Source organism: Amycolatopsis stemonae, assembly GCF_054781455.1.
The window spans coordinates 633440-658078 of record NZ_BAAGUJ010000004.1 but is presented as its reverse complement, the minus strand read 5'-3'; the positions used below and the strand labels follow the sequence as shown (position 1 = coordinate 658078).

Annotated in this window: 22 protein-coding genes; 7 read left to right on the top strand and 15 right to left on the bottom strand. The window is 73.1% G+C overall.

Going from position 1 to position 24639, the window contains the following annotated elements; all coding sequences use genetic code 11:
• Positions 1-10: 10 nt before the first annotated feature.
• Both ACYVLJ_RS18825 and ACYVLJ_RS18820 read right to left on the bottom strand, forming a co-directional pair.
• The gene (locus tag ACYVLJ_RS18825; RefSeq protein ID WP_460439575.1) at positions 11-1195 is read right to left on the bottom strand and encodes a cytochrome P450 family protein; all 1185 of its coding nucleotides are present in this window, start codon (positions 1193-1195) and stop codon (positions 11-13) included.
• A gap of 174 nt (positions 1196-1369) precedes the next feature.
• Positions 1370-2272, bottom strand: coding sequence for a LysR family transcriptional regulator (locus tag ACYVLJ_RS18820; RefSeq protein WP_460439574.1), 903 nt, complete (start codon positions 2270-2272; stop codon positions 1370-1372).
• A 99-nt stretch (positions 2273-2371) separates the two neighbouring features.
• Between ACYVLJ_RS18820 and ACYVLJ_RS18815 the strand changes: the two genes are divergently transcribed.
• Positions 2372-3211, top strand: coding sequence for an oxidoreductase (locus ACYVLJ_RS18815; protein WP_451972646.1), 840 nt, complete (start codon positions 2372-2374; stop codon positions 3209-3211).
• Here the strand turns inward: ACYVLJ_RS18815 and ACYVLJ_RS18810 are convergent.
• From ACYVLJ_RS18810 to ACYVLJ_RS18795, 4 genes are all read right to left on the bottom strand, one after another.
• Positions 3208-3549: a VOC family protein gene (locus tag ACYVLJ_RS18810; protein ID WP_460439573.1), complete on the bottom strand. Its 342-nt coding sequence runs from the start codon at positions 3547-3549 to the stop codon at positions 3208-3210. The two genes, ACYVLJ_RS18815 and ACYVLJ_RS18810, sit on opposite strands and share 4 nt — an antisense overlap.
• 84 nt (positions 3550-3633) lie before the next feature.
• Positions 3634-4302, bottom strand: coding sequence for an ABC transporter ATP-binding protein (locus ACYVLJ_RS18805; RefSeq protein ID WP_451972650.1), 669 nt, complete (start codon positions 4300-4302; stop codon positions 3634-3636).
• The gene (locus ACYVLJ_RS18800; protein ID WP_460439572.1) at positions 4299-4991 is read right to left on the bottom strand and encodes an ABC transporter ATP-binding protein; all 693 of its coding nucleotides are present in this window, start codon (positions 4989-4991) and stop codon (positions 4299-4301) included. The genes ACYVLJ_RS18805 and ACYVLJ_RS18800 overlap by 4 nt, the downstream gene beginning before the upstream one ends.
• Positions 4984-7566, bottom strand: a complete 2583-nt coding sequence (locus ACYVLJ_RS18795) for an FtsX-like permease family protein (RefSeq protein ID WP_460439571.1) — start codon at positions 7564-7566, stop codon at positions 4984-4986. The genes ACYVLJ_RS18800 and ACYVLJ_RS18795 overlap by 8 nt, the downstream gene beginning before the upstream one ends.
• A gap of 326 nt (positions 7567-7892) precedes the next feature.
• Here ACYVLJ_RS18795 and ACYVLJ_RS18790 point away from each other — a divergent pair, with 326 nt between their 5' ends.
• A complete protein-coding gene (locus ACYVLJ_RS18790) occupies positions 7893-9608 on the top strand; it encodes a glycosyl hydrolase family 18 protein (protein ID WP_460439570.1) in 1716 nt (571 codons plus the stop codon).
• Positions 9609-9710: 102 nt separating this feature from the next.
• Positions 9711-10244: a carboxymuconolactone decarboxylase family protein gene (locus ACYVLJ_RS18785; protein ID WP_451972658.1), complete on the top strand. Its 534-nt coding sequence runs from the start codon at positions 9711-9713 to the stop codon at positions 10242-10244.
• Here ACYVLJ_RS18785 and ACYVLJ_RS18780 read toward each other — a convergent pair.
• The 5 genes from ACYVLJ_RS18780 to ACYVLJ_RS18760 form a co-directional block, all read right to left on the bottom strand.
• Complete coding sequence (locus ACYVLJ_RS18780; RefSeq protein WP_460439569.1) at positions 10241-11155, bottom strand: quinone oxidoreductase family protein; 915 nt, start codon at positions 11153-11155, stop codon at positions 10241-10243. The genes ACYVLJ_RS18785 and ACYVLJ_RS18780 overlap by 4 nt on opposite strands.
• A 44-nt stretch (positions 11156-11199) precedes the next feature.
• Positions 11200-12060, bottom strand: coding sequence for a peptidase associated/transthyretin-like domain-containing protein (locus ACYVLJ_RS18775; protein WP_460439568.1), 861 nt, complete (start codon positions 12058-12060; stop codon positions 11200-11202).
• 11 nt (positions 12061-12071) lie between these two features.
• A complete protein-coding gene (locus ACYVLJ_RS18770) occupies positions 12072-12863 on the bottom strand; it encodes a citrate synthase family protein (protein ID WP_460439567.1) in 792 nt (263 codons plus the stop codon).
• A complete protein-coding gene (locus ACYVLJ_RS18765) occupies positions 12856-14016 on the bottom strand; it encodes a CaiB/BaiF CoA transferase family protein (protein WP_451972666.1) in 1161 nt (386 codons plus the stop codon). Before ACYVLJ_RS18765 ends, ACYVLJ_RS18770 begins: the two co-directional genes overlap by 8 nt.
• A 69-nt stretch (positions 14017-14085) precedes the next feature.
• Positions 14086-14895, bottom strand: a complete 810-nt coding sequence (locus ACYVLJ_RS18760; RefSeq protein WP_460439566.1) for an IclR family transcriptional regulator domain-containing protein — start codon at positions 14893-14895, stop codon at positions 14086-14088.
• Between the two features lie 133 nt (positions 14896-15028).
• Here ACYVLJ_RS18760 and ACYVLJ_RS18755 point away from each other — a divergent pair, with 133 nt between their 5' ends.
• Positions 15029-16444 carry an amidohydrolase family protein gene (locus ACYVLJ_RS18755; RefSeq protein ID WP_460439565.1) on the top strand — a complete coding sequence of 472 codons (1416 nt, stop codon included), beginning with the start codon at positions 15029-15031 and terminating at the stop codon, positions 16442-16444.
• Positions 16445-16450: 6 nt separating this feature from the next.
• Here ACYVLJ_RS18755 and ACYVLJ_RS18750 read toward each other — a convergent pair whose 3' ends face one another.
• Genes ACYVLJ_RS18750 through ACYVLJ_RS18735 form a run of 4 tightly spaced genes read right to left on the bottom strand, consistent with a single transcriptional unit; the run spans position 16451 to position 21774 of the window.
• Positions 16451-20419, bottom strand: coding sequence for a non-ribosomal peptide synthetase (locus ACYVLJ_RS18750; RefSeq protein ID WP_460439564.1), 3969 nt, complete (start codon positions 20417-20419; stop codon positions 16451-16453).
• A gap of 10 nt (positions 20420-20429) precedes the next feature.
• The gene (locus ACYVLJ_RS18745) at positions 20430-20693 is read right to left on the bottom strand and encodes an acyl carrier protein (RefSeq protein ID WP_451972674.1); all 264 of its coding nucleotides are present in this window, start codon (positions 20691-20693) and stop codon (positions 20430-20432) included.
• An 11-nt stretch (positions 20694-20704) separates the two neighbouring features.
• A complete protein-coding gene (locus tag ACYVLJ_RS18740) occupies positions 20705-21583 on the bottom strand; it encodes a ketopantoate reductase family protein (RefSeq protein WP_460439563.1) in 879 nt (292 codons plus the stop codon).
• Positions 21580-21774 (bottom strand): MbtH family protein, encoded by a 195-nt coding sequence (locus ACYVLJ_RS18735; RefSeq protein ID WP_451972678.1) that lies wholly within the window; start codon positions 21772-21774, stop codon positions 21580-21582. Before ACYVLJ_RS18735 ends, ACYVLJ_RS18740 begins: the two co-directional genes overlap by 4 nt.
• A gap of 270 nt (positions 21775-22044) precedes the next feature.
• Here ACYVLJ_RS18735 and ACYVLJ_RS18730 point away from each other — a divergent pair, with 270 nt between their 5' ends.
• Genes ACYVLJ_RS18730 through ACYVLJ_RS18720 form a run of 3 tightly spaced genes read left to right on the top strand, consistent with a single transcriptional unit; the run spans position 22045 to position 24637 of the window.
• Positions 22045-22848, top strand: a complete 804-nt coding sequence (locus tag ACYVLJ_RS18730; RefSeq protein ID WP_460439562.1) for a hypothetical protein — start codon at positions 22045-22047, stop codon at positions 22846-22848.
• Positions 22845-23393, top strand: a complete 549-nt coding sequence (locus tag ACYVLJ_RS18725) for a GNAT family N-acetyltransferase (RefSeq protein WP_460439561.1) — start codon at positions 22845-22847, stop codon at positions 23391-23393. The genes ACYVLJ_RS18730 and ACYVLJ_RS18725 overlap by 4 nt, the downstream gene beginning before the upstream one ends.
• On the top strand, positions 23390-24637 hold the full coding sequence (locus ACYVLJ_RS18720) for an ATP-grasp domain-containing protein (protein WP_460439560.1): 1248 nt from the start codon (positions 23390-23392) through the stop codon (positions 24635-24637). Before ACYVLJ_RS18725 ends, ACYVLJ_RS18720 begins: the two co-directional genes overlap by 4 nt.
• Positions 24638-24639 lie beyond the last annotated feature (2 nt).

The following is a 24639-nucleotide window of genomic DNA, read 5'->3' as shown; positions in this document are numbered from 1 at the left end:
ATTCTACGGATCACGCCGAGCGGGCCACGGCCTGGCGGGGGACGAGTTCGACGGGCAGCTCGCGGACGCCGAAGATCATCGGGGACGGGTAGCCGACCTGGACGCCGTCGCGCACGCGGATCTCGGCGAACCGGTCCAGCAGCAGCTCGAACACGACCCGGCCCTCGAGCCGGGCCAGCGGCGCGCCGAGGCAGAAGTGGACGCCGCCACCGAAGGCGAGGTTCGCGTCCTTGCGCGGGCGCGGGTCGAACTCGGTGGGCCGGGCGTAGTGGCGCGGGTCGCGGTTCGCGCCGAGCAGCCACGGGGTGACCATCGAGCGGGCCGGAACGGTGACACCGCCGAGCTCGACGTCGGTGGTGCTGATCCGCAGCAGCCGCATGATCGGCGGCCGGTGGCGCAGGACCTCTTCGAGCAGGCCGGGCAGCAGCCCCCGGTCGCGGCGGACCGCGGCCGCCGCCTCGGGGAACTCGTGCAGCGACAGCACGGTGTTGCCGAGCATCATCGTGGTGGTGATGTGCCCGGCGGCCAGCAGCAGGGAGGCGAAGTTGAGCACCTCGTGGTCGGCGAGCCGCTCGCCGTCGACTTCGGCGTGCGCGAGCGCGCTGAACAGGTCGTCTTCCGGGTGGCGCCGGCGTTGCGAGAGCAGGTCGCCCAGGTAGGCCTCCATCACCTCGGTCAGCGAGGTGCCGTCCTCCTGGGGGCCACCGCCGGCCAGCAGCGCGTCGGCCCAGCCGCGGTAGAGCGTCCGGTCCTCCACGGGGATGCCGATCAGGTCCCCGATGACCACGATCGGGAGCGCGTAGGCGAGGTCCCGGATGAGGTCGGGGTCGTCCCGTTCGGCCATCGCGGTGATCAACGCGTCCGCGGCGGCGCCGATCCGCGGTTCCAGATCGGCGACGACTTTCGGCGTGAACGCCTTGCTGACCAGTTTCCGCAGCCGGTGGTGCACCGGCGGGTCGACCGCGGCCATATTGCCGCGAACGGCTTCGGCCGTGTCCGGCAGCAGCAATCCCGGATCGGAGGAGAAGGTCTGGTAATCGGTGAAAATACGGCGGACGTCGGCGTGCCGGAATACGTGCCACGTACCGTTCTCGTCGACGGCGACGGGGTGGTTCTCGCGCATCTCGTCGACCCAGCTGAACAGCGCCGACCCGCCGTCGTCCATGGATGGTGGGCGGACAATGGGCGAGTTCATCCCGCGGCTCCTTCGCTTGAACCGTTGCTGAAACCCGTTTACTCGAATGGCAGAAATTGCTCGTCAACATTGAACAGCCTATTGATCTTGCCGGTTGGTTGTCAACAAGAAAGGGGTGGACACATTTGTCAACCAAATGCTCTTGTCAATCAACTTTCGGTGTCAACGGGACGATCAGCCTGCCTCGGTCAGATCGGTGGTCGCGGCCAGTTCCACCGCGACGTCCGTGATCGCGCCCAGCGCCGGGTTGTCGTTGCCCGGCAACCACACCAGCTCGGTCCGGGCGACGTCGTCCTCGAGTGGCACGAACGCCACCCCGGAGCGGCGGAGGCTGTGCGACGAGCGGGTCAGCCGGGTGACGCCGACCCCGGCCGCGACCAGCCCCAGCAGGCCCTGCACGGTCGCGGCCCGCTGCACGACCCGCGGCGCGAAGCCGGCGGCGGCGAAGTCGTCGTCGTAGCTGCGGTGCCACGGTTCCCAGCTGCCGCGCGGGGTGAGCACCCACGGCTCGTCCGCGAGGTCCGCGAGGGTCAGCGACGCGCGCCCGGCGAGCGGGTGGTCCGCGGGGACGACGGCGCAGACCTCCTCGGTCAGCAGCGTCCGCGACGCCAGGCCGGGGACCAGCGGCGGCCGGGTGAAGGCCAGGTCGAACCGGCGCTCGCGCAGGCCGTCGACGAGCTCGGCGATCGACGCCTCCGCCGTCGTCACCGTGAGGTCGGGGAACCGCTCGCGGACGGCGCGGACCATCGGTGGCAGCAGGTAGTTCGCCGTCGTGGCGAGGAACGCGAGCCGCACGCTGCCGATCTCCCCGCGCACCGCCCGCCCGAGCGTCGCGACGGCGTCGTCGGCGCGGGCCAGCACCGCGCGGGCCTCCGGCAGGAACAGCCGCCCGACCGCGGTGAGGCGGGTGCCACGCGCGTCGCGGTCGAACAACCGCGCGCCGAGGGTGCGTTCCAGGACCGTGATCTGCTGTGAAAGCGACTGCTGCGCGATGTGCAGCCCGGCCGCGGCGCGCGTGAAGCTGGTCGCGTCCGCGACGGCGACGAAGTAGCGAAGCTGCCGCAGCTCAGGGGTCACAGGCTCAGACTGTAGCCCCGGCAGGACATCGGTGTTGGCGACCGCGCCGCGATCTTCCCCAGGATGGAAGCAGGAAAACCCACTGGGAGGAACACGAACATGACGAACACCGACGGCCGCGTCTGGCTGATCACCGGCTGCTCCGCCGGCTTCGGCCGGGAGATCGCGCTGGCCGCGCTCGCCGCGGGCGACCGGGTCGTGGCTACCGCGCGCCGGCCGGAAACCCTGGCCGCGCTGCACGACCGCGGCGGCGACCGGGTCCGGACCGCGGCCTTGGACGTCACCGACCCCGGCCAGGTCGACGCCGCGGTGAAGACCGCGCTCGAGGAGTTCGGCCGGATCGACGTCGTGGTCAACAACGCCGGCAACGGGTCGGTCGGCGCGGTCGAAGAGCTCACCATGGACGAGCTGCGCGACCTGATGGAGGTGATGTTCTTCGGCGCGGTCGCGGTCACCAAGGCCGTCCTGCCGCACCTGCGGGCCCAGGGCCGCGGCACGGTCGTGCAGATCAGCTCGATGGGCGGGCAGCTGTCGATGCCCGGGTTCGGCGCCTACAGCTCCGCGAAGTACGCGCTGGAAGGCCTGTCCGAAGCCCTCGCCGAAGAGGTGAAGCCGTTCGGGGTGCAGGTGCTGATCGTCGAGCCCGGCGCGTTCCGCACCGAGTTCGGCGGCGGCCGCATGCACCGCTCCCGCACGATCGACGCCTACGCCGTGTCGACGGCGGGCACGCGGGACGCGGTCGAGACCATGGACGGCACCCAGCCCGGCGACCCGGCCAAGGCGGCCGCGGCCATCGTGCGCGCGGTGGACCGCGACGACGCGCCCCTGCACCTCGCGCTGGGCGCGGACGCCGTGGAAGCGATCCGCGCCCAGCACCGGGCGCTCGCGGCCGACCTGGCCGCCTGGGAGGACGTCAGCCGGTCGACGGCCCTGGCTTAGGCGGGGTCCTGCAGCAGGCCCAGGACGTTGCCGTCGGCATCGGTGAAGGTCGCCACCAGGCGACCGTTGCCGACGTCCTTCGGGTCCTCGTTCAGCTTCGCGCCCGACGCCGTGACCTCGGCGAGCTTGGCGTGGATGTCGGCGACCTCCCAGTAGGCGACCGGGGCGGTCATGCCGCTGTTCGGCACCAAGCCGATGTGCTGGCCGCCGGCGTCGTAACCGACGTAGTAGGGCGAGTCGGCCTGGGGCTCGATGCCCAGCAGGGCGGTGTAGACGGCCTTGGCCGCGGCCAGGTCGGTGACGGGGTGCAGGACGGTCTTGATCCCCTGGGTGCTCATCGCGGTGCTCCTGAAGTCGGTGGTGCGGTACGGGAATCACGCTATTCGCGGCCCGTTGACCAGCGCTTCTCGATTCCTGATCGGTTAGTCCAGCAGCGCGGTGAGCACCCCGTCGAGCAGCCGGACGCGGCGGTCGGCGATGCGGTGCACCTCGTCGTCGTGGGTCGCGACGATCACCGCCGCGCCCTCTTCCGCACACCGGCGCAGCAGCCGCAGCACCCGCGGCGTGCTGCCCGCGTCCAGGTGCGCGGTCGGTTCGTCGGTGAGCAGCACCCGCGGCCGGCCGGCGACCGCGCGGGCCAGCGCCACCCGCTGCTGCTGCCCGAACGACACCTCCAGCGGGTAGCGGTCGCCGAGCCCGCCGATGCCGAGCTCGTCCAGCAGCCCGGTGACGCGCTCCTGGATGGCGGCGTGGGACGGGCGCGGGACGTCCGAACGCAGCCGCAGTGGCAGGGCGACGTTCTCGGCGATCGTCAGCTCGTTGGCCAGCCCGAGCGCCTGCGGCAGCACGGCACAGGTGTGCCACGGCGGCGCGCCGCTGATCGGGACGCCGTCGAGCAGCACGCACCCGGAGTCGGGGGAGTCGAACCCGCACAACAGGGCCAGCAGCGCGCTCTTGCCCGACCCGGAGCGGCCCGACACCGTCACGAGCTCTCCGGCGCCGACCCGCAGCTCCAGCCCGCGCAGCACCTCGATGTCGCCGCTGGGGTGGGCGAAGCTGCGGCGCAGGCCGACGGCCTCCACGATCGTCATGGCAGCGGCTCCCGTTCTTCGACGCCTTGGAGCGTGCCCTTGTGCAGCCGGGCCACGCGCGCGCCGAGGTCGATTAGGCGGTCGTCGTGCGAAGCGACCAGCACCGCGAAGTCCTGGTCCACCAGGTACTGCAGGGTGTCCAGCACCAGATCGGCCGACCCCTCGTCCAGCTGGGACGTCGGCTCGTCGGCGAGGATGACCGTCGAGCGCGCGGCGAGCACGCACCCGAACGCCAGCCGCTGCTGCTGACCGCCCGAGAGCGCGGAGATCTTCCAGCCGCCGGTGCCGTGCAGGCCGAGCCGGCCGAGGATGTCGTCGGGGGTGCACTCGGTCCCGGCGGCCTCGGCGGCGGCACGCAGGTTCTCGGCGACGCTGAGGTAGCCCAGCAGGTTGTCGGCCGGGTTCTGGAACACCAGCCCCAGGTGGTGCCGCCGCAGCGCCCGCCGCTCGCGGTGCTTGAGCTTGCGGATGTCGGCGCCCTGGAACGTCAGGCTGCCGCGCGCGGGCGGTTCGAACAGGCCCAGCACGCGCAGCAGCGTCGACTTCCCGGAGCCGGACGGCCCGGCGAGCACGGTCATGCCGCGCGCGGGCACGTCGATGCTGACGTCGTCGACGCCGGTGACGACGCCGGCGGGCGTCGGGTAGTCGACGCCGATGCCGCGCAGGGAGAAGATCGGTTTGTCAGGCACGGATCAGCTCCGCGGTCCGGGCGGTGCGCACCGAGCGCACCGCGATCCAGCCGGCCAGGCCCACCACGAGCACGCCGACGAGCAGCACGGTCAGCACGAACGGCAGCGGGTCGGGCAGCTCCGAGCGCGGCGCGAGGAACGTCGCCGGGTCGAACCGCGGCACCGACAGCCCCGCCACCGACAGCCCGCACACCACGCCCACGACGATGGCCAGCCCGCTGAGCGCACCCAGTTCCATCAGGTGGCTCGCCAGCAGCGTCCGCGGCCGCATGCCCATCCGCAGCACCAAAGCCCCGGCGAGAGCGTTCTGCCGCCGCCGGACCTCGACCGCGACGAGCAGCGCGAGGATCGCCACGACCCCGAGCACCGCGCCGAGCAGCGCCACGAACGAGAACGTCCACGACACGACGAAGAACGGCAGGCCGTCCAGCGCGGTTTCGCGGCTGATCCGGTTGGGGATGAACACGCCGGCGCCGCGCAGCGCGGCGGTCGCGTCCGCCAGCGGCGCGGTCGTGAGCACGCTCCACTTCGGAATCCGGTCCAGCTGCCCGTGGTCGAGCGCCGTGCGGGACACGACATAACCGGGGGAGGTGCCGATCATCGGGAACACCGGCAGGTCGGCGACGGCCACGGCGTCCCGCAGCCCGTCCGGCATCCGCGCGGACTGCTTCGCGGTGTGCCCGACGCGGATCACGGGCGTGCCGCGCGGGTCCGGTTGCGAGATCTGCCGCAGCAGGCCGCCGAGGTCGTCCGCCGGGACGCTGCCGACGGCGGCGCCCCGGGTGAACGTCGCCGGGTCGACCACCAGCACCACACTGCCGGTGCCGGTCAGCTCGCCGACCACGGTGCTCGCCCCGGCCAGCGAGGCCGGCATCGCGACCTCGCCCATCCCGATCGGGCTGTCGGTGTCGAGCCGGGCGTTGCTGCCGACGAAGATCGACGACTTCGTGTCCAGCGCGTCCTCCTGGCCGCGGGCGATGCCGATCCCGGTGGCCAGCGTGCCGATGGCGAGGGTGCCGATCACGAGCACCCCGGTCACCGGGGCCCGCGCGCCGGCCAGCCGCCGGATCGCCAGCTGCAGGGCCGGACGCGACCACAGCCGGGCCCGGTGCGACACGCGCAGGGCCAGCCACGCCAGCCGCGCGGTCAGCAGGCCCACGGTCAGCACGACGAACACCGGGTACGTCAGGGCCAGCGGGTCCACCTGCGGTAATGGATTTCCGAGGCGTGAACCGGTGCTGTAGTGGGTCAGGCGGGTCCAGCCGAGCCACGCCATGCCCGCCGTCGCGAGCTCCCACGGGAAGTACCCGAGCAGCCGCACCCGGTTGCCCTTGCGGCGCACCCGGCCCAGCTCGAACTCGCGGTGCGCCCGGACGGCGACGACGAACGCGAGCAACGCCAGCGACACCACCAGCACGCCGGCCGCGACGAACCCCGCGCGCAGCTCCGCCTCGGGATCGGGTGCACCCGGTGGGCCGTAGACGCCGAGCAGCAGCCGGGCCGTGACCGCGCCGAGCGCGCCGCCCAGCAGGATCGGCAGGCCCAGTTCCGCGACGGCGAGCCCGCCCAGCGCGCCCGGCCCGCTGCCGCGGGCGGACAGCAGCCGCAGCTGCGCGTGCCGGCGCTGGTACCACTGCAGGGCGACCGTGCCGAGGCCCGCGCAGCCGACCAGGACGCTGATCAGGGCGAGCGGCAGGATCGACACCAGCACGTTGTCCTGGGCCTGGCGGGCGATCTGCACCGAGCGGCCGAACGTCGGGACGTCGGCGGCGACCAGCCGGCCGAGCCCCTGGGCGGTCAGGTCCGCGCGGACGTCGGCGACCAGGTCCTGCGAGCGCTGCAGCAGGTCTTCGGCCGCGGCGAGGGTGGCCGGCGCGGGCTCGTAGAACGAGATGTGGAAGTACTGCATGGTCGGCAGGCCGAGCGCCCGGACCGTGTCGTCGAAGGTCCTGCGGTCGGTGGCGAACACGATCGAGTCGATCGGGTCGTTGGCGAGGCGGTCGACGACGGCGCCGGACTGCTGCGAGCACCACCACCGCGGCGGCGGGTCCAGCAGGTCGCCGTAGATCCCGGTGACCGGCGGCAGCGCGACCCCCCGGATGGCGGGCTTCGTGCCGAGGCCGATGTGCTCGGCGTCGGCGACGACGTTGCCCAGCCACAGCCCGGGCGCGCGCGAGCCCCGCCGCAGCGTCAGGTTGTCCAGACCGGCCTGGTCGCGGTAGCCGAGCCGGACCTTGTAGTGCGGGTCGCCGTTGAACTGGGTCCCGACGAGCACGTTCGTGTACTGGCCGACGACGGGCGTGCCGAACCCGTGCGCGGCCGCGTGGCGCTGGACCGCGCCGGTGAGCGCCGGGATGTCCTGCACCGGGATGTTGCCCTTGCCGAACACCGGACCGTAGCTGTCGGGGCAGGTGATCCCGGTCTGGTAGGTCACGGCCGCGCCGCCGGCGGCGGAAGCCTGCAGGACCGCGGCGGTCCCGAGGAAGCAGGCGAGCAGCGAGGTCACGGCCGCCACGATCAGCGTGAGCGGGCTGGAGAGGGCGGCTTTGGGGGCCGCACGCCACGGTTTGGTCACTCTGCGCTGTCCCATTGTCCCCCATGTCACCCGCATGGACGCGCACGCTACCGGGCGAACCCGGCCGGTTGGAACGTTTTTGTCACGATCGTTAATCACTCGCCGTGGTCGTGGCCCGGGCAGGGCGGCCGGGCGGGGCGTCAAGTCCGACATTCCGGATCGGGGGCGAGCAACGCGTGCCGCCATCCGGCCGGTTTAGTGGTCTAGACCTTGACGCCGATATTGGTCTGATCCAATCCTGAAACCGTTCTCGCCGTGCAACGCCGCGGCACGGCCCCCGCCGGCACTGGAGCACCCGAATGCGTCGACGCAGACCTTTCTCCCGATTGTCCGTTTCCCTGGCCCTGGCGGCGTTTTCGGCCGGATCACTGGTCGCCACGGCCGGGTCCGCCCAGGCCGCCACGCCGCTGCCCGCCCACGTCTTCGCGCCCTACTTCGAAGCGTGGACCGGCGAAAGCCCGGCCACGCTGGCCCAGCAGTCGGGCGCCAAGCACCTGACGATGGCGTTCATCCAGGCCGCCACCAAGGGCTCGTGCACCGTCTACTGGAACGGTGACACCGGAATGCCGATCGCCGATTCGACCTTCGGCGCCGACATCAGCACCATCCGCTCCCGCGGCGGGGACGTCATCCCGTCCTTCGGCGGCTACACCGCCGACAACACCGGCACCGAAACAGCCGACAGCTGCACCAACGTCGACTCGATCGCCGCCGCCTACGAAGGGGTCATCACCACCTACGACGTCCCGCGCCTGGACATGGACATCGAGGACAACTCGCTGACCAACACCGCCGGGATCGACCGCCGCAACAAGGCCATCAAGAAGGTCCAGGACTGGGCCGCGGCCTCCGGGCGCCCGCTGCAGATCTCCTACACCCTGCCCACGACCACGCGCGGCCTCGCCGACAGCGGGCTCGCCGTGCTGCGCAACGCCGTCTCCAACGGCACCCGCGTCGACGTCGTGAACATGATGACGTTCGACTACTACGACAACGCCGCCCACGAGATGGCCACCGACACCCAGACCTCGGCGACCGGCCTGGTGGGCCAGCTCGGCGCGCTGTACCCGGGCAAGACCCAGGCGCAGCTGTGGTCGATGGTCGGGATCACCGAGATGATCGGCGTCGACGACTTCGGCCCGGCCGAAACGTTCACCACCGCCGACGCCGCGACCGTCTACAACTGGGCCGTCTCGAAGGGCATCAACGAGCTGTCGTTCTGGGCCCTGCAACGCGACAACGGCAGTTGCCCCGGCGGCGCCGCCGCGGACAACTGCTCCGGCATCGCCCAGGACCCCTGGTTCTTCAGCCACGCCTTCGAGCCCTTCACCGGCGGCACCACCGTGCCCGGCAACGACTTCTCGGTCGCCGCGAACCCCGCCGCGGCCGCGGTCGACCCGGGTGGCTCGGCGAGCGCGACGGTGAGCACCGCCGTGACGTCCGGCTCGGCCCAGCAGGTGACGCTCTCGGTCACCGGCGCTCCGTCCGGCGTCACCGCGTCGGTCAGCCCGGGCTCCGTGACCGCCGGCGGCAGCGCGACGCTGTCGGTGAGCACCACCGCCGCGGCCGTCCCCGGCAGCTACCCGCTGACGATCACCGGCACCGGCACCTCCGGCAGCCACAGCACCACGTTCACCCTCACCGTGAACGGCACCCCGCCCGCCGGCGGCGTCGTCAACGGCGGGTTCGAGACCGGCGCGCTGAGCCCGTGGAGCGCGCCGGGCGACGCGGTCGTCGCCACCCCGGCCCACTCCGGGACCCACGCGCTGCAGGTGGTGCCCACGGCCTCGGCCACCGGGGAAGCGGCGCAGAACGTCACGCTCGCCCCGAACCACGCCTACACGCTCAAGGCGTGGGTGCAGGGCAGCTACGCCTACGTCGGCGTCCGGGGCGGCGCGAGCGCCAGCACGTGGACCTCGAGCAGCGGCTGGACCCAGCTGTCCGTGCCGTTCACGACCGGCGCTTCGGGGGCCGTGACGGTGTACGTCCACGGCTGGTACGGCCAAAGTGCCGTCTACGCCGACGATTTCACCGTCGGCTGAGCCGTTCGGCGGCGGCCCGGTTGCGCAACGCGGAGGTTGGCCGGGCCGCCGTCACCGGAAAGACTCGCGAGGAGATCGTTGACGCCTCGCGAGGAGTAGCCGATGCCGCACATCCCGCTCGACCCGGAGCTGCCCGGGATCCGGTCCCTGATGGCCTACCGCCCGGAAACCGCGGCCCCGCTGAACCACCTGGCGCAGACCCTCCTGCGCGGGCCGAGCACCCTGACCGTCGGCGAACGCGAGCTGATCGCGGCCGTCGTGTCGAACGGCAACGAGTGCCGCTTCTGCCACGGCAGCCACGCGGCCGCGGCGGCCGAGACCCTCGAAGGCGGCCGGGCGGTCGTCGACGCGGCCTGCGCCGGGGTCGACGACGCACCGGTGTCCGGCAAGATCAAGGCCCTGCTGCGGATCGCGCTGGCCGTCCGGCTGACCGGCCGCGCCGTCACCGACGAGCTCGTCGCGGCGGCCCGCGCCGAAGGGGCGACCGACGTCGAACTGCACGACACCGTGCTCATCGCGGCGGCGTTCTGCATGTACAACCGCTACGTCGACGGCCTGGCCACGGTCGCGCCCGAAGACCCCGCGGCCTACGAGATGATGGGGAAGGTGCTGGCCGCCGAGGGCTACGGCCGCTAGGGCACCAGCACGATCCGGCCGGGACGGGTCCAGGCGTCGGCCGCGTCGCCCAGCGGGACGCGCTCGTAGTCGACGGTGAGCCGCCCGGCCATCGCGTGGGCCACGACCGTCAGCAGCGCTTCGCGGCGGTGGCCGGCGTCGAGCTCGTTGTTCGTATAGCCGTGGATGTGCAGCGACCTGCTGCGCAGCACGGCCGAAGACACCGGGCACTCGTCGCCGGCCGCGCTGCCGAGGTTCACCAGCCGCCCGCCCGGTCGCAGCGCCCGCAGGGCCGCGGCGGCCGGGATCCCGCACACCGGGTCCAGCACCAGGTCCACCGGGACGGCACCGAGCCGCCGCGCCAGCGCGTCGACGTCGTCGTCTTCTTCGAGCCGCACGACGCTGTCCGCCCCGAGCCGCCGGGCCCGCTCCAGCGCGGCGTCGGTCCGCGCGCACGCGACGACGTACCCGGCCCCGGCGACGCGGGCCAGCTGCATTGCCGACTGGCCGACCACGCCACCGGCGCCGAGCACCAGCACGGTCTCGCCGGGCCGCAGTTCGCCCTTCCCGGTCAACGCCACCCACGCCGCCACCGCCGACAGCCCCAGCGCCGCGACGAGCGCGGGGTCCGCCCCGGTCGGCAGCACCACCAGGTCGGCGGGCGCGACCACGGCGTGCTCGGCCATGCTGCCGTCCCCGGGGCGCATGCCCGCGGTCGTGGCGAACCAGACCGCCGTCCCGGCCGGCTCGGTCGGGGTCGGGCGCGTCAGCACGCCGACACCCTGCACTCCCGGCACGTACGGCAGCTCGGGCATCCCGAAGTACGACGTGCCGGACGCACACAGCAGGTCGAGCGGGGTGATCGGCGCGGCCGTGACACTCACCGCGACCTCGTCCGCTCCCGGCTCCGGCCGCTCCCGCTCGGTCGCCACCGGAGGCCGCCCGGGCTCCCGGATCTCCACCGCGCGCACGGGCGTCAGACGGGCTGGAGGACGAAGTCGTACCGCGCCTCGAGCCACGGCTCCGCCGACTCGCCGCCGTCCGGCGTGGGCCCGGGCTCACGCTCTTCGAAGGTGACCACCAGTTCCGGCTTGGTGCCGAAGACGACGTCGCTGTCGAGGTACTGCGCGCCCTCCTGGAACAGGTGCGTGATCAGCGGTTCGTAGCCGGCGGCGTTGATCAGGAAGTGCACGTGCGCGGGCCGGAAGTGGCTGATGTCGGTGGCGCCGATGAGCTCGCCGACCGGGCCGTCCATCGGGATCGAGTAGCCCTTCGGGGCGATGGTGCGCAGGCAGTAGGACCCGTCGGGCCGGGTGGCGTACTTCGCGCGCAGGCGCGCCTCGTCGATGTCCGCGATCTGCGACTCGTAGGCGCCGTCCTCGTCGGCCTGCCAGACGTCGAGGATCGCGCCGCCCACCGGCGCGCCGTCCAGGCCGCGGACCGTGCCGGTGATGTAGAGCGGCGTGCCCGGGAGACCGTCGGACATGTCGCCGCCGAACTCCTTCTCCGGCGAGCCGTCGATGTGGAACGGGCCCAGCACGGTGGCCGGCGTGGCCTTGGCGTCGAAGGCGTGGTTCATCTGCACGACCAGCATGCTCAGGCCCAGCACGTCGGAGGCGAGGATGAACTCCTCGCGCTTCTCGTCGCTGATCTGCCCGGTCGCGGTCAGCCACTTCATCGCGGCCATCCACTCGGGTTCGGTCAGCCGCACCTCGCGGGCGAACGCGTGCAGGTGCCGCACGAGCGCGGTCATCAGCTCCGCCGTCCGCGGGTCGTGCGCGCCCGCCCAGCGCCGCGCGGCGAGCTCGGTGATGGTGTCCTCGGTGACGAGCTGCATCGGCGTTCCTCTCATGCGGGCGGGTCCGGCGGGACCGGCCGGTTGTTCAGGTCGACCGACAGGAAGATGTCGTTCGCGACGGGGTGGCGCAGCTCCTCGGCGAGCTGGCCGATCAGCCCGGCGGTCCGGGCCAGCAGCGCGAACCCGCGCAGCAGCTCCAGCGGCAGCCCGAGGTCGGCGAGCGCGGCGCCGCAGACGCCCGCGCCGTTGAGCGGCAGCGTCTTCCCGAGCACCCGGGGGTGGACCCGGCCGATGGCGGCGAACAGCTCCAGGTGCGGGCCGCGCAGGCCTTCTTCGTCGGCGATGGCGAACAGCCGCCGCGTGCGCGGGTCGCCGTCCTTGTGCACGTGGTGCCCCAGCCCGGGGACGAACTTCTTCGCCGCCTTGGTCTTTTCGACGGTCTCGAGCGCGAGCGCGTCCCAGCCGGCTTCGTCGGCGGGTGTTCCGGCGCGCTCGAGGACGTCGTGCAGGAACCGGCCGCAGTCCTCGGTGACGCCGAGGAAGCGCGACCCGCCGCCGAGCAGCCCGGCCGCGAGCGCGCCCTGCACGGAGTCCGGAGCGGAGAGGTAGGTCAGCCGGGTGACGATGGCGGTCGGGGTGAAGCCGTGGTCGGCCAAGGCGGCCAGCACCGCTTCGAAGACCCGGGATTCCCCTTTGGACGGACGCCGCTGCGTCGCCAGCCAGAAGGCGAGCTCGCCGAAGCCGACCGTGCCCATGACGTCTTCTGCGAGGTCCTGGCCGAGCAGGGTGATCTTGTCCTTCGTGGACGATCCCAGCGCGGTTTCGTAGACGTGCTCAGTCATTCCCGTCCTCCGTCAGCCACGCGCGCAGCTCGGCGCCGTGTTCGTCGAGCTCCGGCGGCGGCAGCCGGTAGGCGGCCGGGGTTGCGGAGAACCGGATCGGGTGCCGGGTGGTCGGGACCGCGCGCTCGCCCTCGCCGACGGCGACGATCGGGTCCAGCCCGAAGCGCTCGGCCATCGCGAAGCCGCCGTCGATCGTGTTGATCGGTCCACACGGGACACCGACCTTCGTCAGCGCGTCGAACCAGTCCACCGCCGTCTTCTTGGCGAGCCGCTCGATCAGCAGGGGCCGCAGCTCCTCGCGGTTCTTCGTGCGGTCGGCGTTGCGGGCGAAGCGCGGGTCGCCGGGGACGTCCGGCAGGTCCAGGACTTCGCAGAGCCGGCGGAACTGGCCGTCGTTGGCGGCGGCGACGATCAGGTCCGCGTCCGCGGTCGGCAGCGGCTCGTAGGGGAAGACGCTGGGGTGCGCGTTGCCCATCCGGTAGGGCACCACGCCTCCCGCGGCGAAGGCCGAGCTGTGGTTGACCAGCCCGGTCAGCGCCGAAGACAGGAGGTTCACTTCGACGTGCTGGCCCTCGCCGGTCGCGTCGCGGTGGCGCAGCGCGGCGAGGATGCCGATCACCGCGTGGTTGCCCGCCATCACGTCGAACACCGAGATCCCGGCCCGGTACGGCGGGCCCTCCGGATCACCGGTGAGGCTCATCAGGCCCGAGATCGCCTGCACCATCAGGTCGTAGCCCGGCACGTGGCTGCCCTCGCCGGAGCCGAAGCCGCTGATGGAGGCGTAGACGCTGCCCGCGTTGACCTCGCGGACGCTGGCGTAGTCCAGGCCGTACTTGGCCAGGCCGCCGGGCTTGAAGTTCTCGATGACGACGTCCGCGCGGGCCGCCAGCTCGCGCGCGACCGCGGCGTCGGCCTCGTCGCGCAGGTCGAGGGCGATCGACCGCTTCCCGCGGTTCACGCCGAGGTAGTAGGTCGAGACGTCCCCGCGCACCGGCGGCATCCACGTGCGTGTCTCGTCGCCCTGCGGTCCTTCGACCTTGACGACGTCGGCGCCCATGTCCGCCAGCAGCATCGTGGCGTACGGGCCCGCGAGCACCCGGGAGAAGTCCGCGACCAGCAGCCCGGACAGCGGGCCGGCTGCGCTGTGGTCCACCCGGTTCCCTCACTTCCTGTCCGTCCAACGGACGTGTGTCCGCAGTTTGCCTCCGCCGGGGGGCCGCGGTCAAGACACCGCAGGCACCGTGACGTGCGGGACGTCGTCGAGCCGCGCGAAGTCGGCGCTGATCTCCCCGGCCGTCTGCAGCAGCAAAGGCAGGTGGTGCTCCAGCAGGCGTTCGACGGGCGTCTCGGCAGCGTGGCAGTTGACGTTGACCCCGGCGATCACCCGGCCCGACCCGTCGCGCAGCGGCGCGGCCACCGAGCGGATGCCCAGCGCCAGCTGCTCGTCGGTCAGGGCCCAGCCGCGGGCGCGCACCTCGCGCAGCGCGGCGTCCCGCTCGGCCCGGTCCGGCTGCCACCGCGGGACCAGCCCCGAGCGGGTCGGCTGGGCCAGCACCGCGTCCAGCTCGTCCGGCGGCAGGGCGGCGAGCTGCACCTTGCCCAGCGAAGTCGGCAGGGCGGGGAAGCGGGTCCCGATCTGGACGGCGAGCGCGACGATCTTCGGCACCGCGACCCGGGCGACGTAGACGATGTCGGAGCCGTCGAGCTGGGCGATCGAACACGACTCGTTCGTGCGCGCGACCAGGCGCTCCAGGTGTGGCCGGGCGACGTCCCACAGCCCCATCGACCGGACGTAGGCGACCCCGAGGTCGAGCACGCGCGGGGTCAGGGCGTAGCCGCGCCCGTCGGCGCGGACGTACCCGAGCTCTTCGAGGGTGAGCAGGATCCGGCGGGCGGTCGGGCGGGCCAGGCCGGCCGCGGTCGCGACCTCGGCGAGCGACATCTGCGGCCGCAACGGCCCGAACGCCGTGATCACCTCGAGCCCGCGCGCCAGCGCTTCGATGAAGTCGGGACCCGTTCCCTCGCGTGGCATGCGCGACCTCCTCCTGCAGCGGTCCTCACCGCAGCGTAGCGGCGGGGATTGACACCGGCGCGGCACTGGGTAAAGGTGACTGCGCCCACAGAGTGTCCGGCCAGCGGACGAGTGTACGCAAACGGAGGCAGCGATGGCGGAGTCGATCGTCCTGCGGGGCGGAACGGTGCTGACCCTCGACGACACCCACCGGGTGCTGCCCGGCGAAGACATCCTCGTCACCGGGGACCGGATCGCCGCCATCGGACCGGGGCTGGAGGTGCCGGCCGGCACCGAGGAAATCGACGCCGCGGGCGGGATCGTCCTGCCCGGGATGATCGACACGCACCGCCACCTGTGGCAGACGGCCATGCGCGGGTACGGCGCCGACTGGACGCTGACCCAGTACTTCGTCTGGTACTACCTCGAGTGGGGCAAGGTGTTCCGCCCCGAGGACATCCACGCGGGCAACCTCCTCGGCGCCTGGGAAGCGCTCGAAGCGGGCGTCACGACCACAGTGGACTGGTCCCACGGCCTGCAGACCACCCAGCACGCCGACGCCGCGGCCGACGCGCTCGAAGCCGTGCCCGGCCGGTTCGTCCTGGCCTACGGCAACATCCAGGACGCCCCGGCGAACTGGACCGCCAAGCCCGAGTTCCGGGACTTCGTCTCCCGCCGCACGGGCGGTGACCTGGGCTTCCAGCTCGCCTTCGACGTCACCGGCGACCCGGAGTTCCCCGAGAAGCCGGCGTTCGAAGTGGCGCGCGAGCTCGGCGTGCCGGTGACCACCCACGCGGGCGTGTGGGGCGCGACCGGCGACGACGGCATCCGGCTGATGCACGACCACGGCTTCATGACCCCGGAGACGATCTACGTCCACAGCGCGTCACTGTCGGCGGACTCCTACCACCGGATCGCCGCGACCGGCGGGTCGGCGTCGGTGTCGACCGAAAGCGAGCAGAGCGCGGGCCAGGGCTACCCGTCCACCTGGGCCCTGCGCCAGTACGGCATCCCCGTGTCGCTGTCGATGGACACGTCGGTCTGGTGGAGCGGCGACCTGTTCACCGCGATGCGCACGACCCTCGGCGCGGACCGCTCACGCGAGCACCTGGAGGCGCACGCCAAGGGCGAAACGGTGACGCACGCGGCGCTGCGCGCCGAGCAGGTCGTGGAGTGGGCGACCCGCGGCGGCGCGGCGGCACTGGGCCGCTCCGACATCGGCAGCCTCGCCGTCGGCAAGAAGGCCGACGTCGTGCTGCTGAAGAACGACCACTCGCCGGTGTCGTTCCCCCTGCTCAACCCGTACGGCCACGTCGCGTTCCAGGCCCAGCGCGGCGACGTCCACACGGTGCTGGTCGACGGCCGCGTCGTGAAGCGCGACGGCCGTCTGGTGGGCGTCGACCTGCCGGCGGTCCGCCGGCAGGTGGAGTCGACGGTCGGCTTCCTGCGCGCGCAGCTGGGGGAGGAGGCGTGGCGGCAGGGGATGAACCCGGACATCCCGGAGACGAAGGTCCTGGACAACCCGTACACCTACACGACCTACCAGAGCGACACCACCCACGGCGGCTGAGCCGGCTCAGGCCGGGCGGGCGAAGGGGTACCCGGGCAGCCGGACGCGCCGCGCCCGCCGGTCGGCGAGCTCGACATTCACCCCGGCACACCACAGCCCGGCCAGTGCCGTGTGGACGTCCGATGTGGACACCGCCGTGAGCTCCGGGCGCGCCGAAATCGCGTCGGCGAACCCCCCGCCGAAGTCGACGACCACGGCCGCCCGGCCGCCCGTGGCGGCGAGCAGCGACGCGGTCGCGTCCGGGGGCGCGGCGAGGTGCTTGGCCCACAGCCGGGTGTCGATCGGCCGCCCGGCGGGCAGGATGCCGCCCGCGGTGGCGACCGGCACGGCCGGCGGGGCGAAGGTGACGTCGTCGGGCGAGGCCAGGCGCGCGCCGTCGGCGTAGGACAACGCCCCGGCGGCGACCGCGGCGGCGATGTGCCCGGTGCCGTCGCCGGTCACGACGTCCGGGGTCGCGCCCCGGGCGGTCAACGCCTCGAGCAGCGCGTGCTGCTCGGGGAGGGGTGTCCGGTCGAAGGCGAAGACCAGGCGGACCGGCCGGGTCCGGTCGACGACCCCGGCCACCCCGCCGGCTCGCAGCCCGGCCACGGCTTCGGCGACGTCGTCGGCGACGACGGCGAAGCGGTGGGGGAACCGTTCGCGGCCGCGGTCCAGGGTGGCCGCGACGCCCGCGAGGTCGAGCCCCGGAGTGCGCGAGAGGTGCTCGGCCAGTTGGCGACGCGCTTCGGCGAGCACCGGCTCGGCCGCCGCCGACACCGCCAGGACCTGACGGCCACCGAGCGGAAGCGGCGCCGGGGAGACTTCCGGCAGCCGCGAGACGACGGGAGCAGCCGTCACCGGGGCGCTAGGCGAGGCCGCCTCCCGCGGTGCGACGTTCGTCAGCAACGCCACCTGGGCCCGGACCGTCGTGTGCCGCAGGAGATCACCGATCGTCGGGGCCGAGGTGAACCGCGACCGCAGTCCGGCCTGCAGCTTGACCAGGATCAGCGAGTGCCCGCCGACGTCGAAGAAGTTGTCGTCCATCGCGAACGTGTCGTGCTCCAGCAGCTCCGCCCACGCCGCGCGCACCAGGTCCACTGTGGACTCCGCCGTAGCGGCGACCGGAGCGATGACCGGGGCGGCGGGCACCACAGGCGCCGGCTGCGTGGCCGCGTCCACCTCGGGCAGCCGGCGGCGGTCGATCTTGCCGTTCGGTGTCAGCGGCATCCGGTCCAGCGGCACCAGGAACCGCGGCACCGCGAACGCCGGCAGCACCTCCCGCGCGTGCCGGCGCAGCTCTTCCACCGTGCCGCCCGGGCCGAACACGACGTACGCCGCGATCTCCTTCTCGCCGCGGCTGTTGAGGCACACCCGGACGAACGCCGCTTCCACCGAGGGGTGCGCCGCCAGGGCCGACTCGACTTCGCCGAGCTCGACGCGCTGGCTGCGGATCTTCACCTGGTTGTCGTTGCGGCCGATGAACTCCAGCCGGCCGTCCGGCAGCCACCGCACCCGGTCACCCGTGCGGTACAGACGCGCGCCCGGCACGCCCGAGTACGGGTCCGGGATGAACCGGCGCGCCGTCTCGCGGGGGTTGCCCAGATACCCGCGCGTGACGCCGGTGCCGCCCAGCAGCAGCTCACCGGGCACGCCGCGGGGCGCCTGGCGCATCGTGGCGTGGTCGAACACGACGTAGCCGTCGGTCTCCGGGACCACCGAGCCGATCGGCAGCGTGCGTGTGTGCTCCTCGATCTCGGTGACCGGCATCCACGTCGTGGTGAACGAGTTCTCCGTCGGCCCGTAGCTGTGCAGCAGGGTGCCGGGCGCGCACCAGCGCAACGCCTTCTCCATGTGCGGCACCGAGATGATCTCCCCGCCGAAGTACACCCGGCGCAGCCCGGGGAACAGGTCGGGCACGTCCTCGATCAGCCGGTTCAGCAACGGCGTCGACACGATCAGCGTCGTGATCCCGCGTTCGCGGAACGCCGTCCGCAGCTCCGGCGGGCTCAGCGTCAGCTCCTTGTCGAAGATCACCAGCTCGGCGCCGTGCGTGAGCGCGCCCCAGACCTCGTAGGTCGCGCCGTCGAAGTTCAGCGGGGACAGCTGCGAGACGACGTCGGTGTGGTGCAGCGGCACGAAGTCCGGCCGGTCCAGCAGCCGGATGAACCCCGAGTGCGGCCACACGACGCCCTTGGGCCGGCCGGTCGAACCGGACGTGTAGAGGACGTTGAACACCGAAGCCGGGTCGATCTCGACCTCGGGCGGCGTCGCCGGGTGGCGGGCGGCCTCGGCGAGCGCCTCGTCGACGAGGTAGATCGGGCACTTGGGCAACCGCACCCGCTCGACGAACCCGGGCGCGCCGATCACCAGCCGGGGGCGGGCGTCGTCGATCACCATCTGCAGCTGCGCGTCGGGGTAGGCCGGGTCCAGCGGCACGTACGCCGCGCCGGCCATCAGCGTGCCCAGCCAGAACACGACCGACGCCGGGCCCGGCGGCAGCAGCAGCGCCACCAGCGACTCCGCGCCCGCCCCTTCGGCCCGCAGCCAGTTCGCCACCGACGCCGCCCGCGCGACCAGTTCGGCGTAGGTGAGCACTTCGTCGTGGTAGCGCACCGCCACCGCGTCCGGGCGCCGCTCCGCGTGCCGGCGCACCATGTCGGGCAGCAGGACGCGGTTGACCGGCTCGCGTTCGGTGGCCGGCCGCGCCGGCACGAACGGGTCGCACGCGGCCACCAGCGCCCCGCAGCTCGCGGCCGGGTCGGCGACGGCGTCGGTGAGGAGCTTGACCAGCTGCGCCAGCAGCAGCTCGGCCGTGCTGTCCCGGTAGACCAGGGTGTCGTGGTCGACGCGCAGCCGGATGTGCGCCTCGCCCTCGAGCGCGGCCAGCGACAGGTCGTACTTCCCAGCGGCCGTCTCGTGTTCGACGACCTGGACCGTCGTGCCGCCGACGGTCCAGGCCTGCTCCTCCTCCGGGAAGTACATGAAGACGCTGTTGTCGATGAGCGCCGCGCCGCCGGCCCGCCGGATCTCGCGCAGGTCCGCCGAGGGCACGTCCGAGTGCTCCAGCGAGTCGAGCATCTGGTCGCGGACGCGGTCGACCAGCGTCGCGAAGGAGTCGGCGAAGTCGAGCTTGCTGCGCACCGGCAGCACCCGGGCCAGCAGGTCGATCCGGTCTTCGTTCTCGGGGGTGCGCGAGGCGAACAGCATGCCCGTGGTGCCGTCGGCGGTGGCGCTCCACGCGTGCAGCAGGGTCAGCCACGCGCTCAGCACGACGACCGCGGGGGAAGCGAGCCGCTCACGGGCCACCGCGCGGACGCGGTCGAGGACCTCGCCGGACAGGACGCTCTCGCGGAACCCGGCCACCCCCGGCACCGAACCGGGACGGTTCAGGTCCGCGATCGGCGCGAGCGACGGCGGCTGGTCGGCCAGCAGGCCCGTCCAGTACGCGGTGACCTCGGCCGGCGGGACGTCCACAGTGGACGTCTCGGCCGGCAGCGGCGCGGCCCACGGCGGGTTCCCGGCGGCGCGCGAGGCGTAGGCGTGGGCGAGGTCGCGCACCAGGATGCCCTGCGACCAGCCGTCGGACACGATGTGGTGCACGGCCAGCACGAACAGCGCGCCGTCGTCGGCGGTCAGCAGCGTGCCGCGCACGAGCGGCTCGGACGCGAGGTCGAACGGCTGCGTCGCGACCGCCGCGGCCCACTCCAGCGCCGCGGCGCGGTCGTAGCGGCCGGGTCGCCGGTGTTCGACGAACGGCACGGGCGGCCGGGCGTGCACCACCTGCACGAGTTCGCCGTCCTCGGTGCCGAAGGCACTGCGCAGGTTGGGGTGCCGCTCGACGACGTCGGCGAGCGCGGCCCGCAGGACCGCGACGTCGGCGCCGGGGGTGAACTCGAGGTCGAGCGGGATGGTGAACCGGGCGGACTCCGGCTCCCGCTGCATGGCGAGCCACACCTCGGCCTGCTCGGCCGTCGCCGGCCTACGTGCCTCGATCACAGTGATCCTTTCAGTTGCCGGCCTGGCGCCGCACGACGAAGTCGGCGAGGGTGCTGATGGACCGGAAGTTCACCGGCGAGAAGTCGGTGTCGGAGATGGCCACGCCGAACTGCTGCTCGCAGCGGGCGCGCAGCTCGATGAACCCGAGGGAGTCGAGCCCGAGGGTCTCCTGCAGGCTGTCGTCGGCGTGGATGCCGCCGTCGGGGACGTCGACGTACAGGTCGGCGACGAGGATTTCCCGCAGCGTGTTCTCCAGGGCGGTCTTCGGCGACATGGGCGCTTGCCTCACTCTCGGGTTCCGGCGGGCAGGAGCGTGCCCGCCTGGTGCGCGAGCCGGTCGGTGGCCGGGGTCGGGATGCCCCGCCGGCGGCCGGCCGCGTGGATCGGGCCGGCGATCGCGTCGAGTTCGCCGGGCGTGCCGCGTTCGGTGTCGCGCTGCAGCGACGTGCGGGTCCGGCCGGGTGCGCGGGTCAGCGCGCGCAGGACGCGGCCGCGGTCCAGGCGGGCACCTTCGGCCCGCCCCACCGCGCAGGCTTCCTCCGCGCAGGCGACCATCAGCCGGGTCAGCTCGTCGTCGGCCCGGACCCGCTCGAGCGGCCCGGCCGCGCACGACGTCGCGAGGGCCAGGGGTGCCAGCAGGGCGAGCTTGCGCCACAGGACGTCGGCCGCCGAGCCGCCGTCGGCGCAGCCGATCCCGGCCGCCGCCAGCGCCGCCGAGACGACGCCGGGCGGGCCGGCCAGCTCGATCTCGGTGAACAGGGACTCCTGCCGGACCTCGCCGGGCGCGGTGCGCGCGGCCTCGATCCGGATCGCGCCCGCGACCACGCGGCCGCCGAACCGCGCCCGCAGCGGCGGCAGGTGGTCGAGCCCGTTGAGCAGCGGGACGACGACGCCGGGTTCGGCCGCGACGCTCGTCAGCGCGTCGGCCAGGTCGGGGTGCTTGACGCAGATCCACAGCACGTCGACGGGCTCGGTGAGCCGCGTCGCGGCCGGGACCGCGACCGTGAAGGTCTCGCGGGTCCCGTGGTGCACAGTGACGGCGCCGGGGTGGCGGGGGAGCGCGGAGGGCCGCACGAGGAGCGTCACGGTCTCGCCGCCGCGGGCCAGCGCGGCCGCGAGGGCGAGCCCGACCCCGCCGCCGCCGAGCACCGCGTGGCGGCTCATGCGGACCGGCGGACCGAGCGCGGGGCGATGTCGCGCCACGTGCCGGCGACGTGGTCGAGGCAGGCTTCCTCGGTGCCGGCGAACCCGGCAGCGCGCCAGCCCGGCGGCAGCGCGAGCCCGGCGGGCCAGACCGAGTACTGCTCTTCGTCGTTCACCACCGCGACATGCGTCGCGCCGTCGTCTTCCGGCACTCTCGCTCCCCGTCCGCACGCACCCGGCACAGCTGACGAAATCGACTTTAGCCAGCCGCGGACACCCGGCTTCTCCATTTCTGCGCATTCGAAGCGGCGCGCCGATAAGTCCGGAAGCGTATTCCAGAATGCTGTGATGTGCGTCACCAATCGTTTCGGTTGCCCTGATCGACATCAGGCTGACACCTTGTGGAGCACGGGTATTCGCCGTCGGATTTCGCGTGGGGGTATTTCGTGGCAGGGTCGGCAGACGGAGTCGGCGACCGTGAGGTGCGGACGCTCAATCCGTCGCAATCGAATCCGCGGCTTCGTTACGAATTCGACCGCGGCAGCGGTTACGAGACCGAGATCAGGCTGACCGCCGCCCTCTCCGCCCTCATTCCCGAGGACGAGCTGCTGCACTCCGACCACCGGTTCTTCCAGCTCGTGCACCTGCTGACCGAGTACTGCTGGGTCGCCGTGCACCACAGCCTGTGCGACCTGACCGCCGCCCTCGACCGGGGCGACGCGATCGCCGCGGGCCGCCTGCTGGTGCGGTGTGCCGACGTCGCGTCGCTCACCGTCGAGTGCCTGCGCGTCATGGCGAACTCCCTCACCCAGGTCTCGTTCCTGCGCATGCGCGACGACCTCGCCGGCGCGGCCTCCGGGCTCGCCTCGCCCGGCTCGCGCAACGTCCGCCGCGCCGCGCACGCCGTGTGGGCCGCCTTCGAGGCCGCCACCGCCGACGCCGGGGCGACCCCGGCCGACCTGGTCGAAGCGACCCACCCGGACTCCCGCGCCACCGGGCGCGTCGCGCAGCTCGCCGACGTCATGCTCGGCCTGCAGCGGTTCGACACCCAGGTCCTCGAATGGAAGCAGGTCCACCTCAACCTCGTCTGGCAGATGCTCGGGGGCCAGCCCCGCGCCGCCGACGAGCAGGACGAGGACGGCGCCCGCCCCCGCAGCATGCGCGGGAAGTCCATCTCCGACCTGGAGCGGCTGGCCGTGCGGCCGCTGTTCCCCAAGCTGTGGTTGCAGAACACCGCGGTCTACCGCGCCATGAGCGCGGCGATCCCCGACGAAGAGGCGGCATGACGCAGAAAACGGAACACCCCACACCCGCCGGCGCGCCGCTCACGGTCCTGGCCACGCCGCGGACCACCCTGCGCGAGGTCGCCTTCGACGAGGTCCGCGCGATCCTGGCCGGCGAGCCCGCCGGGGACCGGTGGGCGTGGGCGCCCGGCTACCCGTTCGACGGCACCGTCGGCGGCGCGAAGCTGGTACTGCGGATGGTCACCGCGGACGCCTACCGGCCGGGGTTCGGCCTCTACCAGATCGTCGACCGCGAATCCGGGCTCGCGGTCGGCGACATCGGCTTCCACTCGGCGCCCGACGCCGACGGCTCGGTCGAGATCGGCTACGGCCTGATCGAGCCGTTCCAGGGCCGCGGGCTGGCGACCGAAGCCGTCGAAGCGCTGCTGGCGTGGACGTTCGGCCAGCCGGGCGTCACCACCGTGCGCGCCGAAACCGAGGAGGACCACCTGCCCTCGCGGCGCGTGCTGGAGAAGACCGGGTTCACGCTCGTGCGGACGGACGGCGAGACCCGCGAATACACCAGGCGGCGGGAGCCGGCGTCATGATCAAGGTGGCGGTGTTCGAATCGGCCGACGCGTCCGCCCTGCCGGACCTGCTCGACGCGGCGGACGACTGGTGCGAGCTGGTCGTCGTCAACGCGGGCCCGCAGCCGTGGACGGCAGCCGAGCGGGAAGGCGTCGCCGACCTGGCCGAGGTCGTCGACGCGGCCGGGGCCGGCCCGGACGCGATCGCCGCGGAGCTGGCCGCCCTCGGCGTCGACGGCGTGATGACCGTCGAGGACGAATGGCTCCCGCTGGTCGCCGCGGTCGCCACCCGGCTGGGCCTGCCCGGCCACGACGAAGCGACCGCCGAAGCCGTGACCCGCAAGGACGTCCAGCGCGCGCGGCTGGCCGGCACCGGGCTCGCCGTGCGAGCCGTGCCCTTCGGCGACGAAGCCGGGCTCGTCGCCGCGATCGCCGAAGTCGGCTTCCCCGCGGTGCTGAAACCGGTGCGCGGCAACGGCAGCTTCAACATCTTCCCCGTCGACGACGAGACCGAACTGCGCGCGGCACTGGCCCAGGCGGCGGAGACCGCGGGCCCCCGGACGGCCGCGGCGGGGACGTGGCTGCTGGAGGAACGCCTGATCGGCGTCCCGCACGACCGCGAGGACTGGCTCGGCGACCACTTCTCGGTCGAAATGGCCACCATCGGCGAAGGCGAGCACTGGCCGTTCTGGTTGTCGGACCGGTTCCCGCTGCTCCCGCCGCTGCGCGACGGCGGGATGACCGGGCCGTCGCTGCTGTCGTGGGAGACCCAGCAGCTCGCGATCGACCGTGCCGCGGACATCCTGACCACGCTGGGCGTCACGAACGGCCTCGCGCACATGGAGTTCAAGCTGACCGCCGGCGGCCCGCGGCTGATCGAGGTCAACGGCAGGCTCGGCGGGTTCCTCTCCTCGATCGTGCCGCGCGTGAGCGACCTGAACCCGGTGCGCCTGGCCCTGGAACTGGCCGCCGGCAAGGCCGAGCGCCGCCCGGTCGTCCCCACCGGCTACGCGGGCTGCGTCTTCACCCAGTTCCCGGCCGAGGCCCGCCGGCTCACCGCGCTCGCCGATCCCGCCGAGTTGCTGCGGGTGCCCGGCGTCTGGCGAGTCGACCCCCGCCGGGCGGTCGGCGACGTGCTCGACTACCGCACCGGCCTGCACGGGCGCCTGCAGAACGTCTGGATCGAAGGCGACACCCCGGCCGCCTTCCGCGCGACCTGGGAGGCCGCGTCCGCGGCCATCGCCGAGGGCAACCGGTTCGAGTGAGG